Below are 17,080 nucleotides of genomic sequence, written 5' to 3'. Positions count from 1 at the left end.
TTTAAGAAAATGGCAGACGGCAATAAATTCTTCCCGGCCCCGCGCCTCATCCTCGCCGCGCTTGTAGCGGGCGTGCTGGCCGGCGCGGTCGCGGTATATGTCAGCGAGAGCGGTTCTGGCAACAACGCGCCGGATCAGGTTGCCGCGGCCAGCACCGGCAAGGACGACGTCGCTTGCAAGGCGAAGGCCGAACGGGCCAAGCAGGTTGCGGCAAAGGCGGTCGGTCAGGTCGCGGCACTGCAGCCGGCGGATCCGCCGCAATCGCTGAAGGGACTCGCCTTCAACGGACCCGACGGCAAGCCGACGACGATCGCCGGCCATGCCGGCAAGACGGTGCTGCTCAATCTGTGGGCGACATGGTGCGCGCCCTGCCGCGCCGAAATGCCGGCGCTCGATGCGTTGCAGAAGGAAAAAGGCGGCAACACTTTCGAGGTCGTCGCGGTCAATGTCGACACCGGCGATGACGCCAAGCCGAAAAAGTTCCTGAAGGAGATCGGCATCGAGACGCTCGGCTACTACCGGGATGCGACAATGGGCCTGTTCAACGAGGCCAAGACGCGCGGGCTGGCGCTTGGCCTGCCGGTGACGATGCTGATCGACGGCGAAGGCTGCCTGATCGCACATATGAACGGACCGGCGGAATGGTCGAGTCCCGACGCCAAGCGACTGGTGGAAGCCGCGCTCGGTCCGTCAAGCTGAGCGCGCGGCGGCGGGCTCGAGCATGAGGATGCGGCCGCCGCGGGCCTCGACAGCATCCATCGCCGCCGGCACGCCGGTCAGCTCGCTGAAGGTTTCGATCGGGCTTGGCCTGCCGAGATAGTATCCTTGGCCGATCTCGCAGTCCTCGGCATCGAGGAAGCGCAATTCGTCCAGCGTTTCGACGCCTTCGGCCAGAACAGGCAGGCCCAGGCCGCGCCCCAGCCCCAGCACGGCGCGCACGATGGCCGCGACCTGACCATTCCTGTCGACCGACTTGATGAAGGAGCCGTCGATCTTGATCTTGTCGAAAGGGAAAGCGCGGAGATTGGAAAGCGATGAATAGCCGGTTCCAAAATCGTCCATCGCGACGCGAATACCAAGCGCCTTGACCTGCCGCAGGGTCGCCAGCGCCCGCGGCATATCCTTGATAAGCGCCGTCTCGGTCACTTCAAGCTCCAGCCGTCCGGCTGGAAGTCCCGAACGCAGCAGGATCTCGTGTACTTTGCGGCTGAAATTCGGGTTGTGGAGCTGCACCGCCGAGACATTGACGGCGATGGTCAGCGGATTTTTCCAGCGCACGGCTTCCTCGCAGGCCGTCGCCAGCACCCATTCGCCGATCTGGGCGATAGTGCCGCTGTCTTCCGCGACCGGGATGAAGACCGACGGCGGGATGTTGCCGCGCTCCGGATGATGCCAGCGGATCAAGGCCTCGAAACCGATCATCTTGCCGCTGCTGATCTCCTTTTGCGGCTGATAGACCAACCGGAACTCGCCGCGCGCAACCGCCTGGCGCAGATCGTGCTCCATGGCGCGCCTGTCGCGCGTCTCGGCGCCCATCGAAGCCTCGAAATAGCGATAAGTGTCCTTGCCCTCGGCCTTGGCGCGGTAGAGCGCGGTGTCGGCATGGCTTACCAGCGCCGCCTGCTCGTCGGCGTCCAGCGGGAAAAGAGCAATGCCGATGCTGGCCGACACCAGCTCGCCGCCGGGCGACAGTTGGCTCTCTTGGCGCAGCTTGGAAAGCACCGCCTCGGCGATGCGGCCTGCGGCCTGCGGGTCGGGAAGGTTCGGCGCGATGATGGCGAACTCGTCGCCGCCGAGGCGGGCGAGCATCTGCCCATGGCGGAGCACGCCCGAAGCGCATTGCGCCACCCTCTGCAGCACTGCATCGCCGGCCGCATGACCGAAGAGGTCGTTGACCTCCTTGAAGCGGTCGAGATCGAGAAGCATCAGCGCGAGCTGCCCGTCCTTGCCGCTCGCCGTGGCGATCTCGGCCTCGAGCCGGCTGGTGAAGCTGCGGCGATTGGCAAGCCCGGTCAGCGGATCGAAATGCGCCAGGCGAAGGATCTCCTGCTCGGCCTTCTTGCGCTCGCGCATGTCGCGGACGGCGACGACGTCGTGAGGCTTGCCGCAATAGTCGATGCTGCGGGCGATCAGCTCGACCGGAATGCGAGTGCCGTCCTGGCTGCGCAGCTCGGCTTCCTGCGCCTGACCGCTGCCGCCGGCGATGGCTGAGGCAACGCGTTCGCCGAAGAGGTCGCTGAGCGGCATCACGTTCAGCGTGCCGGGCGCGATGCCGCTCAGCGCCGCGATGCTGTCGTTGGCGCTGACGATGCGGCTGCCGTCGCAAACGATCAGCCCCTCGACCGCCGCGTTGGCCAGGCCGTGCATGCGCTGCGCTTCCGCCTGATGCCGGCGGAACCGCAGGTCGATGCGGAGCGCCGCGGCCGAGAGCACCAGAATGACCAGGCTTGCCGCCGCAGCGGCAAAGGCTTGCGACATCGGCGCGATGGTGAATTTTGAGATCTCTATCGAGGAGTCCGGATAGATCGAGACCGCCGCCATGGCGATAAAATGCAGTGTGCAGATGGCCAGTGTGAGCAAGACGGCGGCAGCGATCGTCGTAAGCGTCGACGGGCGGCAAAGCACGACGAGCAGCGAAAGCGCGGCAAGCGTGACGCCCGCCGCCAGCGAAAGAGCGACGAGCAGCTCGTTCCAGACGATCCTGCCCTGGACCTCGAACGCCGCCATGCCGGTATAGTGCATCACGGCGATGCCGACGCCGAGCACGGCGCCGCCGACAAGATAGTGATCAATGCCGCCGCGGATGGTGGCGATCCACATTCCGGCCGCTGTCAGAACTACGGAGGCGGCCAGCGAAAGCGCGGAAAGCTCCGCGTTATAGGCGTTGGGTATTCCCGGCGTGAAGGCGATCATGGCGACGAAATGCGTCGCCCAGATACCGAATCCGGTCGCCGTGGCTGCAATCAACAGCCATGCGTAGCGATTTCGACTGGTCGATTGCTCGACATGGCGAAGAAGATTGACCGCCGAGAAAGAGGAAATTCCGCAGATGAGCGCCGCAAGTGCGACCAACCTCAGATCGTGCTCGTGCACGATGCAATTATAGACGGTCAACATTTGGCCCCACCTGATCTTCCCGCATCAATCAAGTTAAGATTGCTTAAGGCCCGACGGCTGAAGAATCGATTAGTGGACCTGCAACCGACGCGTGTGCCTCAGGTTGTAAAGGACGGATAAGGTTGGGCCGGCTGTCGCAATACGATGGTTGGAGTCGCTCAAATCCTAAGCCGGCAAGCAATCTGCCCGGCCGTGACCGATGCACGTTAATTTAGGATCAGATGATGTTCATCGACGCATAACAAAACCGTTGTCCGATTGTCATGCGCAACACATACTGGTTCTGCGGAAGCCCCCCTTTCGCCAATCACAACGGGAGATGAAAACATGAAGCTCTTCGGCTTCGCGGCAGGTGTTGCCGCTACCTTGACCCTGCTTTCCACCACGTCCGCTTTCGCTGTCACGCAGATCAGCTGGTGGCATGCGATGACGGGCGCCAATGCGGAAGTCGTCGACAAGATCTCGAAGGACTTCAACGCCAGCCAAAGCGACTACCAGATCGTTCCGGTCTTCAAGGGCACCTATCCCGAGACGCTGAATGCAGGCATCGCCGCGTTCCGCGCCGGCCAGGCGCCGGACATCATCCAGGTGTTCGATGTCGGCACCGGCGTCATGATGGCGGCCGAGAGCGCGATCAAACCCGTGGCCGAAGTTTTGACGGGCGCGGGGATGACGTTCGATAAGAGCCAGTATCTGCCCGGCATTGTCGGCTACTATTCGAAGCCGGACGGCACCATGTTGTCTTTCCCTTACAATTCCTCCTCGCCGATCCTCTACTACAACAAGGACATCTTTCAGAAGGCCGGCCTCGACGTGAACAACCCGCCTAAGACCTGGAACGAGGTCTGGGAAGCGGCGAAGAAGATCAAGGCGAGCGGCGCGGCCCCTTGCGGCTACACCTCGACCTGGCTGACTTGGATCCATCTGGAAAATTTTGCCGCCTGGAATAATGTTTCCTGGGCGACCCAGCAGAACGGACTGGCCGGCGGCGACGTCGAGCTCAAGATCAATGCGCCGATTTTCGTCAACCACTTTCAGGCGCTGGCTGACCTCGCCAAGGATGGCACTTTCAAATATGGCGGGCGAACCTCCGAAGCCAAGCAGATCTTCCTCGCCGGAGAATGCGGCATCTTTACCGAGTCGTCGGGCGGGCTCGGCGATATCGTCAAGTCGGGTATGAACTACGGCATCGGCCAACTGCCGTATGACAGCGATGCCAAGGGTGCGCCGCAGAACACGACCCCCGGCGGCGCAAGCCTCTGGGTTTTCAGCGGCAAATCCGATGCGGAGTACAAGGGCGTCGCGGCCTTCTTCGCCTATCTCTCCAAGACCGAGGTGCAGGAATATCTGCACCAGAAGTCGGGCTACTTGCCGGTGACGCTGGCAGCCTATGAGGCGACCAAGAAGTCCGGCTTCTACGACAAGAACCCGGGCCGCGAGACACCGATCCTGCAGATGACCGGCAAGGCGCCGACCGAAAATTCGAAGGGTGTGCGCCTGCCCAACCTGCCTCAGGTGCGCGATATCCAGAACGAGGAGTTCGAGAAGATGCTGGCCGGCCAGGAAACGGCCCAGCAGGCGCTCGACAATGCCGTCTCGCGCGGCAACGCGGCGATCAAGGACGCGTTGGGCAACTAAACCTGGCCGAGGATGAAACGTCGCCCGCGCGGATCGGCGCGGGCGATCCTTGCTTGACGAGGAAACCAAGCTGACCCCGCGCGTCGTTTTCCCCAACAAAGTCCTGCCTTACCTGCTTGTGGCGCCGCAACTCGCCATAACACTGGTTTTCTTCTATTGGCCGGCCGGGCAGGCGCTCTACCAGTCCATGCTCAGGCAGGATCCATTCGGGCTGAAGAGCAAGTTCGTCTGGTTTGCCAATTTCCGCAAAGTGCTTGCCGATCCGGCCTATCTCAACTCGATCAAGGTAACGGTGGTATTTTCGCTTGCGACCGCAATCGTGGCGATGGCAGTGGCGTTGCTGCTTGCCGTAATGGCGGAAAAAGTGGTGCGCGGGAAAGCGCTCTACCGCACACTGATGATCTGGCCCTATGCGGTGGCGCCGGCGATCGCCGGCATGTTGTGGCTGTTCCTGTTCAACCCTTCGATCGGCTCGCTATCCTACGTGCTGAGAAGTCTCGGCATAGCCTGGGATCCGTTGCTCAACGGCAGTCACGCCATGATCCTTTTGGTTTCCGCCGCAGCATGGAAGCAGATCAGCTACAATTTCCTGTTCTTCGTCGCCGGGCTGCAGGCGGTGCCGAAGACGCTGATCGAGGCGGCGGCGATGGACGGCGCTCGCGAGACCAAGCGTTTCTGGACCATCATCTTCCCGCTGCTCGCGCCGACGACCTTCTTCCTGCTGGTCGTCAACACTGTCTATGCCCTGTTCGACACGTTCGGCATCGTCCATGCCGTCACCGGCGGCGGACCGGGCAAGACCACCGAGACGTTGGTCTACAAGGTCTACAATGACGGCTTCGTCAACCTGATCCTCGGCGACTCGGCGGCGCAGTCGGTGATCCTGATGGTCATCGTCATCGCGCTCACCGCCATCCAGTTCCGCTATGTGGAACGCAAGGTCCACTACGGCTGAGGCAAGCGATGATCGGCCAGTCCCCGTTGCGTGTCCTGATCGCCCATGCCGCTCTCATTCTCGGCATTTTGATCGTTGCATTTCCCATCTACTACACATTCGTGGCCTCGACACAGACGCTGCAGACGATCCTCAAGCCGCCCCTGCCGCTGCTGCCCGGTGACCAACTCTGGAACAATTACAGCGAGGCCCTGTTCGGCGGTGTCGGGCGCATCGGCGGCGTCAGCGTCGGCAGGCTTCTTCTCAACACGACGGTCATGGCGCTCGGCGTCGCGGTCGGGAAGATCTTCATCTCGATCCTATCGGCCTATGCCATCGTGTTCTTTCGTTTCCCGCTGCGCATGACCTTCTTCTGGCTGATCTTCATCACTCTGATGCTGCCCGTCGAGGTCCGCATCCTGCCGACCTACAAGGTGATGGTCGACCTCGGCATGATCGACACCTATGCCGGTCTGATCATCCCGCTGATCGCCTCGGCCACGGCCACGCTGTTGTTCAGACAGTTCTTCATGACCATCCCGGGCGAGCTCATCGAGGCGGCGCGCGTCGATGGCGCCGGGCCGTGGCGCTTCTTCTTCGATATACTCCTGCCGCTGTCGCGCACCAACATCGCGGCGCTGTTCGTCATCCTTTTCATCTATGGCTGGACGCAATATCTGTGGCCGCTGCTGGTCACCAACAGCAACGACATGAACACCATCGTCATCGCGCTGAAGAAGATGGTTTCTTTCGCCGATGCCGATACCCAGTGGCACCTTGTGATGGTCACCGCGATGCTGGCCATCGTGCCGCCGATCCTTGTCGTGGTGCTGATGCAGCGCTGGTTCGTGCGCGGCCTGGTCGAATCCGAGAAGTGAGGAGCGATGGCGACGGTTGATCTCAATGATGTGAGGAAGGTCTATGCCGGCGGCGTCGAGGCCGTGAAAGGCGTTTCGATCGCCATTCCGGACAAGCAGCTTTGCGTGCTGGTCGGTCCCTCCGGCTGCGGCAAATCGACGTTGCTCAGGATGATCGCCGGACTCGAGACCATCTCGTCCGGAACGGTTGCGATCGACGGCAAGATCGTCAATGCCGTCGGTCCGACCGAACGCGACATTGCCATGGTCTTCCAGAATTACGCGCTCTACCCGCATATGAAGGTCTACGACAACATGGCCTATGGCCTGCGTAATCGCGGCACGCCGAAAGCCGAGATCGACAGCAGAGTGCGTTCAACTGCCAAGGTGCTGGAATTGTCGGGACTGCTCGACCGGCGCCCTCGCGAGCTTTCCGGCGGCCAGCGACAGCGCGTCGCCATGGGCCGGGCGATCGTGCGCAATCCGAAAGTCTTCCTGTTCGACGAACCGCTCTCCAACCTCGACGCCAAGCTGCGCGGCCAGATGCGGGTCGAGATCAAGAGCCTGCAGCGCAGGCTCGGCGTCACTTCGGTCTATGTCACCCACGACCAGCTCGAGGCGATGACGCTAGCCGACATGCTTGTCGTCATGAATGCGGGGCTGGTCGAGCAGATCGGCGCTCCTCTCGACATTTACGAGAAGCCGGCCTCGACATTCGTCGCGTCCTTCATTGGCGCGCCGCCGATGAACCTGCTCTCACTGAGCACAGAAAGTTCTGCAACTGAGCTGGAAGGAAAGTTGCTTGGGCTTGCCCCGCCCGGCGGGCAGGCGGCAATGCTAGGCTTCAGGCCCGAGGACGCCGAACTCGTCGCCGATGCCGAGGACCGATCCGGGGCGCTGATGCTGCCCGCAACGGTCGAGGCCGTGGAGCCGGTCGGCGCGGAAACCTTCCTGCACTGCTCGGCTGCCGGCAATAATATCGTGGTACGGGTCGGCGGCCGCACGGCGGCAAAGCCCGGCGACAAGTTGCGCATCACCGCCACAGCCGAGAAGTTGCACTGGTTCGATCGGGGCGGCAGGCGCCTCGGCAGCGTAAGCCCCTCCTCTTGACTCAGCTTCAGGCAAACACATGCGCCTTGCCGGTCACCGTGAGGCGCACGATCTCGCCGACCTCCGGCACGTCCATGCCGGTCTTGCGCAGGACGAGCGGTGTGTTGCCGATCGCGGCCGCATCCGGCGGATCCGGGCTATTGAGCAGCCGCACGGCGATGGTGCAGACCGAGCCGGCGAATTCGGAGTCCGTCACCTCGCCGAACAGCATGTCCGGCGTCCCCGACATGCCTTCGCGGGAGGTTCGTTTAAGCACCACCTGCTCGGGCCTGAGCATGATACGGGCGACGTCGCGCCGCTCGGTGATGTCGACCGCGATGCGGCCGAGCGGCGATATGGCAAAGCCGTCGGCGATCTTGGCCGGCACGATGATGGCGTCGCCGAGGAACTCGGCAACCATCCTGTCCCTGGGCTGGAAGTAGAGCTCGCGCGGCGTGCCGACTTGCGAGAACAAGCCGTCGCGCATGACGGCCACCTGGCTGGCGAAGGACAGCGCCTCGGCCTGATCGTGGGTGACCAGGATGGTGGTGATGCCCGCATCCTCCAGAAGCTCGGCCACAGCCTTGCGCATCGAGGCCCGGAGGCCGGTGTCGAGCGCCGAGAACGGCTCGTCGAGCAGCATCAGCCGGGGTTTCATCGCCATGGCACGGGCAAGCGCGACACGCTGCTGCTGGCCGCCGGAAAGCTCGTGCGGACGGCGCTTCAGGATCGCCTTGTCAAGCCCGACGATATAGGCGAGCTCGACAATGTGCTCGGCGCGCTTCTCGGCGCTTCGGGGCATGCCGAAGCCGATATTGTCGGCGATGGTGAGATGCGGGAAGAGGGCGCCGTCCTGCGCCACCACGCCGATGCCGCGGCGATGCGCCGGCACCGCGGCCCCGCCATTGGCGAGCAGCTTGCCGTCGAGCGCGATGCGGCCGCGGTCTGGCGCCTCGAAGCCGGCGATCAGCCTCAGCAAGGTGGTCTTGCCGCAGCCGGAGGGTCCGACGATCGCGGTGCGGCTGCCGCTTTCGACGGTGAGGTCGACGCCGGCAAGTGCTGCCACCGGGCCATAATGTTTTGCTACGTCGCGGAGCTCGAGGAAGCTCATCGGCCGGCCATCCGCTTTGACTGGACGTAGAGCACCCAGGTCATGGGCAGCGACATCGCCACCATGATCAAGGCGTAAGGGGCGGCCGAGGCGTAGTCGATCTCGCCGCTGTAGGACCAGAACGCCATCGCAAGGGTGCGGGTGCCGTTCGGCGCCAGCATCTGCGTGGCGGTCAATTCATTGGTGATGCCGAGTGCCACCATCGCCATCCCGGCCGCCGCGCCCGGCGCCGACAGCCGGATCGTGGTCGACCATAGCGCCCTGAGCGGCGGGCGGCCGAGGCTCGAAGCCGCGCGTTCGAGTTCCACCGGCGCCTGGGCGATCGAGGCGCGCAGGCTGACCAGCGCGCGCGGCAGGAACATCAGCGCATAGCCGAAAAGGATGGTGAAGAGCGTCTGATAGAGCGGCAAGGCGATGCGTACGGTGATGGTCACCAGCGCCAGCGCGACGACCACACCCGGCAGCGAGCCGACGATGTAGTTGCAGCTCTCGAGCAGGCGCTGCAAGCGGCCGGGCGCACGGATCGAGATCCAGGCCATGGGCATTGCGGCGACCGTGGCAAGCAGCGCGCCGGCGACGGCGAGGACCAGCGTCTGGCCGAGCGCCAGGCTGATCTCGTCCCAACGCCAGACGTCGGCGCCACCGGCAAGCAGCCAGCGGCCGACGGTCACAAAGGGCACGCCGAGCGTGAGCAGCGCAGTCCCGGCGGGCAGCAGCAAGCAAGGCAGCGTGGCGCGGCCGAGGGCGACACGCTGCTGCTGGCGCGCCGCCCCGGAGCCGACGCGGGCATAACGCTCCTCACCACGCACGATCACCTCCACGCCAAGCAGCACGAAGCAGCAGGCGACCAGCACGGCGGCGAGCATGTTCGCCGCCGCGCCGTTGAAGGTCGACTGGAACTGGTCGACGATCGCGGTGGTGAAGGTATCGAAGCGGATGAAGACATAAAGCCCGTATTCGGCAAGCAGGTGCAGGCCAACCAGCAGCGAACCGCCGCAGATGGCCAGCCTCAACTGCGGCAGCACGACACGCGCGAAGACGCGCCAGGGTCCGAGGCCCAGCGCTGCGGCGGCATCTTCCAGCGCCGGGTCAAGCCGGCGCAGCGCCGCTGCGATCGGCAGATAGAGAAACGGGAAATAGGCGATGACGGAGACGAGCACGCCGGCCCAGAGCCCGTGCAGGCCGGGGATCAGGCTGATCCAGGCGTAACTGTGGACGAAGGCCGGGATAGCCAGCGGCGCTACCGACAGCCACGACCACCAACGGTTGCCGGGAAGGTCGCTGCGCTCGGTCAGCCAGGCAAGCGCCACCGACAGCACGATGGCGATCGGGACGGCCAGGACGACAAGCAGGATGGTGTTGACCAGGAGCGCGCCGACGCGAGGCCGAAAGATCAGCGCCACCACCGTGTCCCATCCCGTCTGGATGCCCACCCAGACGATGAAGGCAAGCGGCAGGAGAGCGATCAGCGAGACGATGGCGGCCGCAAGCGTAATCCACGACGTGGACCGCCGGCTCTGCCTTGCGGCAGCCGGCGGCCCCGAATGCGTGAGGTCGATCGCGGACATCAGCCGGAATGCACCGCCTGGAGACGATCTGATGAACCGCGAACGCGGTCGGAAACGCAGATGATCGTCATCGACGAGGCCATCTCCAAAACAAAAGCGCTCCCGCGGAAAGCGAATTCCGGCGGGAGCACGGTCGGTTGTCCTTTTAGGACGAACGCGGACTAAAGCAAGCCGGCTTGCGTCATCAGGTCGATGACCTTCTTCGAGTTCAGGTGCGTCGCATCGATCTTGGGCGCCTGCAGATCGGCCAGCGGCACGAGCTTCGGGTTCGACATGGCATCCTTGCCGACCGCGTATTCATAAGAGGTCCCGGTTTTCAAGACCTCCTGGCCGGCCTTGCCGGTGACCCACTTCAAGAAAGCCTGGGCTTCCTTCGGATGCTTGCTCGAGGCCAGCACGCCGCCGCCAGAGATCGACACGAACGCGCCCGGGTCCTGGTTCTTGAAATAATGCAGGCCGACATTCTTGCTGTTCTCGCCGGTCTTCGCCTGGTCGCCGAAATAGTAGTAGTGGTAGATCACACCCCCATCGATCTCGCCGGCATTGACCGCCTTCATCACCGTATTGTTGCCCTTGTAGGCGGTGAAGTTCTGCTTCATCGCCTTCAGCCAGTCGGAAGTCGCGGCTTCACCTTTGAGCTCGAGCATCGCGCTGACTATGGCCTGGAAATCGGCGCCGGACGGCGAGGCGGCCCACCGGCCCTTCCAGCTCGGATCGGCAAGGTCGAGCAGCGACTTGGGCAGCTGGTCTTCCTTGAGCTTGTCCTTGTTGTAGGCAAAAACGGTGCTGCGCGCGGCGACGCCCACCCATTTGCCGCTCGAAGGCTGGTATTCCTGCGGAACCTGAGCGAGGGTGTCGGCATCCACCGGCGCGAACAGGCCGGCCGCCTCGACCAGCGCCATTGCAGGCGAATTTTCTGTCAGGAACACGTCGGCCGGCGAGGCAGCACCCTCGGCGACGATCTGGTTGGAGAAATCGCTGTCGCCGCCGTTGCGCAGCGTGACCTTGATGCCGGTTTCCTTGGTGAAGCCTTTCGCCCATTCCTTGGCCAGGCTCTCATGCTGGGCATTGTAGACGACGATGCCCGCATCCTCCGCCATGGCCGGTCCGGCGATCAGGCCGAGCGCCAGCGCGGCGGCGCCGGCAAGAGTGGAAAAGGCAGTTTTCATGGGCATCGTCCTCAAATCTGGAGACAGGGGTTCGGGCTCAGACGCACCTATCAATACCTGATTAGGATAGTCAACATTCCGACCCTGCTTCAATCGGTCGCCGTGCCGCAAACTTTCGTGATTTTCCGGTACTTTGGCTTGGACATTATTTCGCCGGACACGTAACAAACCAGGGCCGAGACGCGAACATCGGGGGTAAACTCTTGTGACCGGCAAGGACGAGGCCGAGCTTTCCCGGCTGCTCAGGGCCGCGATCGCGGGAGACGAAAGGGCTTACGCCGACTTTCTTCACCGGATAGCCGCTCTCGTTCGTGGCTTCGTCCGGCGCAAGATCGTCCAGGGCGGGGTCGACCCCGAGGATGTCGTGCAGGAAACCTTGCTGGCCATTCACGTCAAAAGGCACACGTGGCGAGAAGACGCGCCGGTGCTGCCATGGGTCTATGCGATCGCCCGCTTCAAGCTGATCGATGCATTCCGCAGGCGCGGCCGTCGCATCGAGGTCGAGATCGACGAGATCGCAGAGACGTTCGCCGAGCCGGAAGCGGAGACGGTGAGCGAGCGCGACATAAACCGGGCCCTGGATGGCTTGCCGCCCTCGCAGCGTTCCGTGGTTTCCTCGATCTCGGTCGACGGCCATTCGATCGGCGAAACGGCGGTCAAGCTCGGCATCAGCGAGACGGCGGTGCGCGTGTCGCTGCATCGCGGCCTTGCCGCGATCGCCAAAAGGTTCGGACGACAGTGACATGAGAACCGAGGACCTCATAAAGGCGCTCGACGCCGATGCCCGCAACAAGGCGATGCCGCTTAGCCTCGCCTGGTGGCTGGCCGTCGGCGTGGCGGTTGCGGTCGCGGCGATGGTCTTTTTCATGACTATCGGTCCGCGCCCGGACATCATGCCGGCCATGCATACGATGCGCTTCATATCGAAGTTCGTCTTCACCTTGGCGCTCACGACCAGCGCATTCGCTCTGATCCGAGCGCTGTCGGCGCCCGGTGCGGCGAGCAGGCGAGCGAAACTATGGATGCTCGTCGCGCCCGCGCTCGTCGTGATCGCGGTCATCCTGGAGCTTTTCGTCGTGCCCGAGGCGGACTGGGGCAGGCGGCTCGTGGGTACCAACATGATGATCTGCATGAGCTTCATCCCGTTGATCGGCATCGGTCCCCTGGCGATCTTCCTCGGCATGCTGCGCTATGGCGCGCCGACGCGGCCGGTGCTGGCCGGCGCGGTCGCGGGCCTGCTCGCGGGCGGCGTGGCGGCGACCTTCTATGCCGCACATTGCTTCGACGATTCGCCGCTGTTCGTCGCCACCTGGTACACGATCGCGATCGCTTTCCTCACCGCACTCGGCGCGCTTGGCGGACGGTTTTTCGTCCGCTGGTAGGATTACACACCGATCCTTAATCATGCCGGCAATTGCTTTGCCGGTTAGCGGTGTGGTCGCCGCAGCTTACAACCATTCCTTAAAATCGATCCGCCAGGTTTGTGGCGGCGTGCAGTTGCGCATGGGGTGGGATCGCATTGTGGCGTGGTTGAGTTGGAGAGGTCCGCGGGCCGGCAAGCAAGCTGTGCTCGCCTTGATGGCGGCAGGGCTTGTCACCCTGATGGCATCGGTCCTGTTGCCGGCATTGGAGCTCGGCGCGGACGGGCTGAAGTTCTGCCTGCAGATATCGGTCGCCGTCACCGCCGTGACGCTCTTTGTCTCGGCGCTGTTCATCCGCAGGATCATCGACGACCGCCGGCAGATTGCCGAAAGCGAGCAGCGCTTTCGCCGCGCGATGGAAGATTCGGCGATCGGCGTCGCCATCGTCGGCCTCGACGGCCGCATCCTTCAGACCAATCCCGCCTTCGCGGCCATGCTCGGCTACAGCCGGGCGGAAATCGAGGCGCTGACCTTCTTGCAGATCACGCATCCCGACGACCTGCAGATCGGCCGTGAGACGATGATCGCGCTGAAAGAAGGAAAGATCGATTCCTTTCATTTCGAGAAGCGCTACCTCAAGAAGGACGGCACTCCGGTCTGGGCGCAGCTTGCGGGCTCGGTCATTCGCGAAGACGAGACCGGCAAGCCGCTCTATCTTGTGTCGCAGATCGAGGACATCGATGCGCGCAAGCAGGCCGAAGCGCGCATCGCCGAAGCCGAGACGCGTTGGAATTTCGCGCTGACCAGCGCCGGACAAGGCGTCTGGAGCCTCGACATGCGCAAGGGCGGCACGACTTACTCCGAAACCTGGGTCAGAATGCTGGGCTATGACGATGGCGAGCTGGACGGCGACCCCGACCGCTGGCTGACGATGATCCACCCAGACGACCGCCAAATCGTCGCCGAGGCGGACCGGGCGCATCTTGACGGCGAGACGGCCTTCTTCGAGGCCGAGTTCCGGATGCGCCACAAGGACGGCCATTGGGTCTGGATCCTCGACCGCGGCAAGGCGATCGAACGCGACGGCGAGGGCCGGCTGATCCGGGCGATCGGCAGCTTGACCGATATCACGGAGCGCAAGGAGGCCGAAGAACGGCGCAAGGTCTCGGCGGCGATGCTCGCCGACGAAAAGGAGCGGCTCAGGGTGACGCTGCAGTCGATCGGCGACGCGGTGATCTGCACCGATGCCGCGAACCGCGTCAGCTTCATGAATCCGGTCGCCGAAAAGCTCACCGGCATTGCCAGCGGCGAGGCGCTTGGCAAGGTGCTCGGCGATGTCTACTGGGCGGTCGACGAGGAAACCGGGCAGAGGATCGGCCTGACACGACCTTCGGCCGCCGACCGCCATCATTGCGATCAGAACGCCCGCGCCGTGCTCATCAGGCGCGACGACACGCGCTGCAGCATCCGCCAAATGGTGTCGCCGATTATGAACGACCACGACGAGTTCTGCGGGTTGGTCATCGTCTTCCAGGATTTCACCGACGCGCGCGCCCTGCAGCGCCAGCTCGCTTATGCCGCGGCCCATGACGCGCTGACCGGGCTCGCCAACCGCCCAAGCTTCATCCGCACGATGGAGGAGCTGGTCGATCGGTGCCGGTTGAATGGCGGCGAGCATCAGTTCATGTTCGTCGACCTCGACCACTTCAAGGCGGTCAACGACACTGGCGGCCACGCGGCGGGCGATGCGCTGCTGAAGCGCGTCGCCGACGCCATCCGCAACGTGCTCGGTCCGGAAGATATCGTCGCCCGTCTCGGCGGCGACGAGTTCGCGGTCATACTGAAATCGGGCGCGCCGGCGCGAGCGACGGTCGCGGCGCGTTGCATCATCGAAGCCATCCGCAACCTGGGCTTCAGCTGGGACGGTCGTCCGCATTCGATCGCCGCCAGCATCGGGCTTGCGCCGATCCGCGCCAGCTGCGGCGAGGTGGACGAGATCATCGCCCGCGCCGATGCCGCCTGCTATGCCGCCAAGGCGGCCGGCCGCGGCTGCGTTTCGGCAGCACCCGATGAAGTTTCGAAGGACGAGGCAGAGCCCCTGCCGCTTGCCGCGGCATCCTGAACGCCGCGCAGTGAGCGTTCAGTCGTGGGGCTCAGCGCGTCGGCACCGGATGGTCGCCGCGATAGTCGTAGAAGCCGCGGCCGGTCTTGCGGCCGAGCCAGCCGGCCTCGACATATTTAACCAGCAGCGGGCAGGGGCGATACTTGGAATCCGATAGGCCCTCATGCAGCACCTGCATGATCGACAGGCAGGTGTCGAGACCGATGAAGTCGGCCAGCTGCAGCGGCCCCATCGGATGGTTGGCGCCGAGCCGCATGGCGGTGTCGATGGCGTCCACCGTGCCGACGCCCTCATAGAGCGTGTAGATCGCCTCGTTGATCATGGGCAACAGGATGCGGTTGACGATGAAGGCCGGGAAATCCTCCGAAACGGTTATCGTCTTGTCGAGCCGGTTCACGAAGGTCTTGGCGGCCTCGAACGTCTGGTCCTCGGTGGCGATGCCGCGCACCAGCTCGACCAGCTTCATCACCGGCACCGGGTTCATGAAATGTATGCCGATGAAGCGCTCAGGCCGGTCGGTCTGCGCGGCGAGCCGGGTGATCGAGATCGAGGAGGTGTTGGTCGCGAGAATCGCCTCCGGATTGAGCTGCGGGCAGAGTTGGGCGTAGATCTTGCGCTTGACCGTCTCATCCTCGGTCGCCGCCTCGATGACGAGGTCGGCGGCGGCAAGATCGGCCATGGCGGACGCCGATGAGATGCGGGCCATCGCCTCGTTGCGCGCCTTCTCCTCGAGCTTTCCCGAACCGACCTGACGGGCCATGTTGCCGCTGATCGTGGCGATGCCCTTCTCGACCCGGTCGGGCGAGATGTCGTGGATCAGGACCTTGTAGCCGGCCAGCGCCGAGACGTGGGCGATACCGCCCCCCATTTGACCTGCGCCGACAATGCCGATCGTCTCGATCTTGCTCATTACCCCAATCCCGTCTGGAGCATTTCCGCTTCTGCGAGGCACGGAAGCGCTCCCTTCTCTTTGTTTCCCGCAATTCCGGACGCAAAGTGGCTCGGCACTTTCCTGGAATTGCCTTTTTTGTTTATCGCAATTCCGGAGGGAAAACCGTACGGACTTTTCCTGGAATTGCGCAAGCCTTTACCGGCCTGCTTTTTGTGCAGTGCAAACTAAAAGGGCGGGGCGACTTCGTCTACCCCACCCTTCCGATTTTAATATGCCAGAGCAGAAAGCGTCAAAGCGCCTTTTGCAGCTCCGGCAGGATGACGAAGAGATCGCCGACGAGACCGTAGTCGGCAACCTGGAAGATCGGCGCTTCCTCGTCCTTGTTGATGGCGACGATGACCTTGGAATCCTTCATGCCGGCAAGATGCTGGATGGCGCCCGAGATGCCGACGGCAATGTAGAGATCGGGGGCGACCACCTTGCCGGTCTGGCCGACCTGCCAGTCATTGGGGGCATAGCCCGCATCGACCGCTGCGCGAGAGGCACCGACAGCGGCGCCGAGCTTGTCGGCGACCGGCAGGATGACTTCCTGGAACTTCTCCGACGAGCCGAGAGCACGGCCACCCGAAATGATGATCTTGGCCGAGGTCAACTCGGGACGGTCGTTTTCGGAGAGCTTGTTCTCGACGAAGGAGGAGAGGCCGGGATTGGCGGCGGCGTTCACCGTCTCGACCGGGGCCGAGCCGCCCTCGGGCGCCCCTTGGAAGGAGGCGGTGCGCACCGTGATCACCTTCTTGGCGTCGGTCGACTGCACGGTCTGGATGGCGTTGCCGGCATAGATCGGCCGCTTGAAGGTGTCGGGCGTGACCACCTCGATGATCTCGGAGACCTGCGCGACGTCGAGCAGGGCCGCCACGCGCGGCGCGACGTTCTTGCCCGCTGAGGTCGCGGGGGCGACGATCGCGTCATAGGAGCCGGCGAGCGAGACGACGAGTGCGGCCAGCGGCTCCGCCAGGCGTTCGGAGAGCTCGTCGGCCTCGGCCAGCAGGACTTTGCGAACACCCTTCAGCTTGGCGGCCGCGTCGCTTGCCGCCTTGGCGCCTTTGCCGGCGACCAGCACATCGACATCCGAGCCGATCTGCAGGGCCGCCGCGAGCGCCTTGGCGGTCTGGTCGGAAAGGCTTGCGTTGTCGTGTTCGGCGATGAGGAGAATTGCCATTTT

14 protein-coding genes are annotated in these 17,080 nt (G+C 63.8%); 8 read left to right on the top strand and 6 right to left on the bottom strand.

Annotated elements, in window-relative coordinates; all coding sequences use genetic code 11:
- Positions 1 to 9 precede the first annotated feature (9 nt).
- The gene (locus EOD29_RS15220; RefSeq protein WP_067319108.1) at positions 10 to 699 is read left to right on the top strand and encodes a TlpA disulfide reductase family protein; all 690 of its coding nucleotides are present in this window, start codon (positions 10 to 12) and stop codon (positions 697 to 699) included.
- Here EOD29_RS15220 and EOD29_RS15215 read toward each other — a convergent pair.
- Entirely contained in the window at positions 691 to 3,117 is a 2,427-nt protein-coding gene (locus tag EOD29_RS15215; RefSeq protein WP_127247110.1) for an EAL domain-containing protein, read from the bottom strand. The genes EOD29_RS15220 and EOD29_RS15215 overlap by 9 nt on opposite strands.
- A 327-nt stretch (positions 3,118 to 3,444) precedes the next feature.
- Between EOD29_RS15215 and ugpB the strand changes: the two genes are divergently transcribed.
- The 4 genes from ugpB to EOD29_RS15195 all read left to right on the top strand — a co-directional run bounded on the left by ugpB (position 3,445) and on the right by EOD29_RS15195 (position 7,656).
- Positions 3,445 to 4,755: a sn-glycerol-3-phosphate ABC transporter substrate-binding protein UgpB gene (gene ugpB / locus EOD29_RS15210; RefSeq protein ID WP_066990210.1), complete on the top strand. Its 1,311-nt coding sequence runs from the start codon at positions 3,445 to 3,447 to the stop codon at positions 4,753 to 4,755.
- Between the two features lie 70 nt (positions 4,756 to 4,825).
- Positions 4,826 to 5,710: a sn-glycerol-3-phosphate ABC transporter permease UgpA gene (gene ugpA / locus EOD29_RS15205; RefSeq protein WP_067319653.1), complete on the top strand. Its 885-nt coding sequence runs from the start codon at positions 4,826 to 4,828 to the stop codon at positions 5,708 to 5,710.
- Between the two features lie 8 nt (positions 5,711 to 5,718).
- Positions 5,719 to 6,567 (top strand): sn-glycerol-3-phosphate ABC transporter permease UgpE, encoded by an 849-nt coding sequence (gene ugpE / locus EOD29_RS15200; RefSeq protein ID WP_067319104.1) that lies wholly within the window; start codon positions 5,719 to 5,721, stop codon positions 6,565 to 6,567.
- A gap of 6 nt (positions 6,568 to 6,573) precedes the next feature.
- On the top strand, positions 6,574 to 7,656 hold the full coding sequence (locus EOD29_RS15195) for a sn-glycerol-3-phosphate import ATP-binding protein UgpC (protein WP_127247109.1): 1,083 nt from the start codon (positions 6,574 to 6,576) through the stop codon (positions 7,654 to 7,656).
- A 7-nt stretch (positions 7,657 to 7,663) separates the two neighbouring features.
- Here EOD29_RS15195 and EOD29_RS15190 read toward each other — a convergent pair whose 3' ends face one another.
- The 3 genes from EOD29_RS15190 to EOD29_RS15180 all read right to left on the bottom strand — a co-directional run bounded on the left by EOD29_RS15190 (position 7,664) and on the right by EOD29_RS15180 (position 11,483).
- Positions 7,664 to 8,746: an ABC transporter ATP-binding protein gene (locus tag EOD29_RS15190; RefSeq protein WP_067319100.1), complete on the bottom strand. Its 1,083-nt coding sequence runs from the start codon at positions 8,744 to 8,746 to the stop codon at positions 7,664 to 7,666.
- Positions 8,743 to 10,314, bottom strand: coding sequence for an iron ABC transporter permease (locus EOD29_RS15185; RefSeq protein ID WP_127247108.1), 1,572 nt, complete (start codon positions 10,312 to 10,314; stop codon positions 8,743 to 8,745). Before EOD29_RS15185 ends, EOD29_RS15190 begins: the two co-directional genes overlap by 4 nt.
- Positions 10,315 to 10,475: 161 nt before the next feature.
- Positions 10,476 to 11,483 carry an iron ABC transporter substrate-binding protein gene (locus tag EOD29_RS15180; RefSeq protein ID WP_127247107.1) on the bottom strand — a complete coding sequence of 336 codons (1,008 nt, stop codon included), beginning with the start codon at positions 11,481 to 11,483 and terminating at the stop codon, positions 10,476 to 10,478.
- Between the two features lie 205 nt (positions 11,484 to 11,688).
- On the opposite strand from EOD29_RS15180, the gene EOD29_RS15175 reads away from it, so the two are divergent.
- From EOD29_RS15175 to EOD29_RS15165, 3 genes are all read left to right on the top strand, one after another.
- A complete protein-coding gene (locus EOD29_RS15175; protein WP_067319094.1) occupies positions 11,689 to 12,225 on the top strand; it encodes a sigma-70 family RNA polymerase sigma factor in 537 nt (178 codons plus the stop codon).
- A 1-nt stretch (position 12,226) separates the two neighbouring features.
- The gene (locus EOD29_RS15170) at positions 12,227 to 12,865 is read left to right on the top strand and encodes an NrsF family protein (protein WP_127247106.1); all 639 of its coding nucleotides are present in this window, start codon (positions 12,227 to 12,229) and stop codon (positions 12,863 to 12,865) included.
- Between the two features lie 220 nt (positions 12,866 to 13,085).
- Positions 13,086 to 14,966: a PAS domain S-box protein gene (locus tag EOD29_RS15165; protein ID WP_245475351.1), complete on the top strand. Its 1,881-nt coding sequence runs from the start codon at positions 13,086 to 13,088 to the stop codon at positions 14,964 to 14,966.
- 31 nt (positions 14,967 to 14,997) lie between these two features.
- Here the strand turns inward: EOD29_RS15165 and EOD29_RS15160 are convergent, their stop codons facing one another.
- Positions 14,998 to 15,876, bottom strand: coding sequence for a 3-hydroxybutyryl-CoA dehydrogenase (locus tag EOD29_RS15160; RefSeq protein ID WP_066990182.1), 879 nt, complete (start codon positions 15,874 to 15,876; stop codon positions 14,998 to 15,000).
- 271 nt (positions 15,877 to 16,147) lie between these two features.
- Entirely contained in the window at positions 16,148 to 17,077 is a 930-nt protein-coding gene (locus EOD29_RS15155) for an electron transfer flavoprotein subunit alpha/FixB family protein (protein ID WP_095799913.1), read from the bottom strand.
- Positions 17,078 to 17,080 lie beyond the last annotated feature (3 nt).

It is taken from the genome of Mesorhizobium sp. M1A.T.Ca.IN.004.03.1.1 (assembly GCF_003997555.1).
Taxonomy (GTDB): Bacteria; Pseudomonadota; Alphaproteobacteria; order Rhizobiales; family Rhizobiaceae; genus Mesorhizobium.
This window is presented reverse-complemented; position numbering and strand designations above follow the sequence as displayed.

Excerpts from the sequence above, each read along its gene's own strand:
- EOD29_RS15155 (WP_095799913.1), bottom strand. The coding sequence starts at position 17,077 with ATGGCAATTCTCCTCATCGCCGAACACGACAACGCAAGCCTTTCCGAC.
- EOD29_RS15220 (WP_067319108.1), top strand. The coding sequence starts at position 10 with ATGGCAGACGGCAATAAATTCTTCCCGGCCCCGCGCCTCATCCTCGCC.
- ugpB (WP_066990210.1), top strand. The coding sequence starts at position 3,445 with ATGAAGCTCTTCGGCTTCGCGGCAGGTGTTGCCGCTACCTTGACCCTG.
- EOD29_RS15165 (WP_245475351.1), top strand. The coding sequence starts at position 13,086 with ATGGCATCGGTCCTGTTGCCGGCATTGGAGCTCGGCGCGGACGGGCTG.
- EOD29_RS15195 (WP_127247109.1), top strand. The coding sequence starts at position 6,574 with ATGGCGACGGTTGATCTCAATGATGTGAGGAAGGTCTATGCCGGCGGC.
- EOD29_RS15185 (WP_127247108.1), bottom strand. The coding sequence starts at position 10,314 with ATGTCCGCGATCGACCTCACGCATTCGGGGCCGCCGGCTGCCGCAAGG.
- EOD29_RS15160 (WP_066990182.1), bottom strand. The coding sequence starts at position 15,876 with ATGAGCAAGATCGAGACGATCGGCATTGTCGGCGCAGGTCAAATGGGG.
- EOD29_RS15190 (WP_067319100.1), bottom strand. The coding sequence starts at position 8,746 with ATGAGCTTCCTCGAGCTCCGCGACGTAGCAAAACATTATGGCCCGGTG.
- EOD29_RS15215 (WP_127247110.1), bottom strand. The coding sequence starts at position 3,117 with ATGTTGACCGTCTATAATTGCATCGTGCACGAGCACGATCTGAGGTTG.
- ugpE (WP_067319104.1), top strand. The coding sequence starts at position 5,719 with ATGATCGGCCAGTCCCCGTTGCGTGTCCTGATCGCCCATGCCGCTCTC.
- EOD29_RS15170 (WP_127247106.1), top strand. The coding sequence starts at position 12,227 with ATGAGAACCGAGGACCTCATAAAGGCGCTCGACGCCGATGCCCGCAAC.
- EOD29_RS15180 (WP_127247107.1), bottom strand. The coding sequence starts at position 11,483 with ATGAAAACTGCCTTTTCCACTCTTGCCGGCGCCGCCGCGCTGGCGCTC.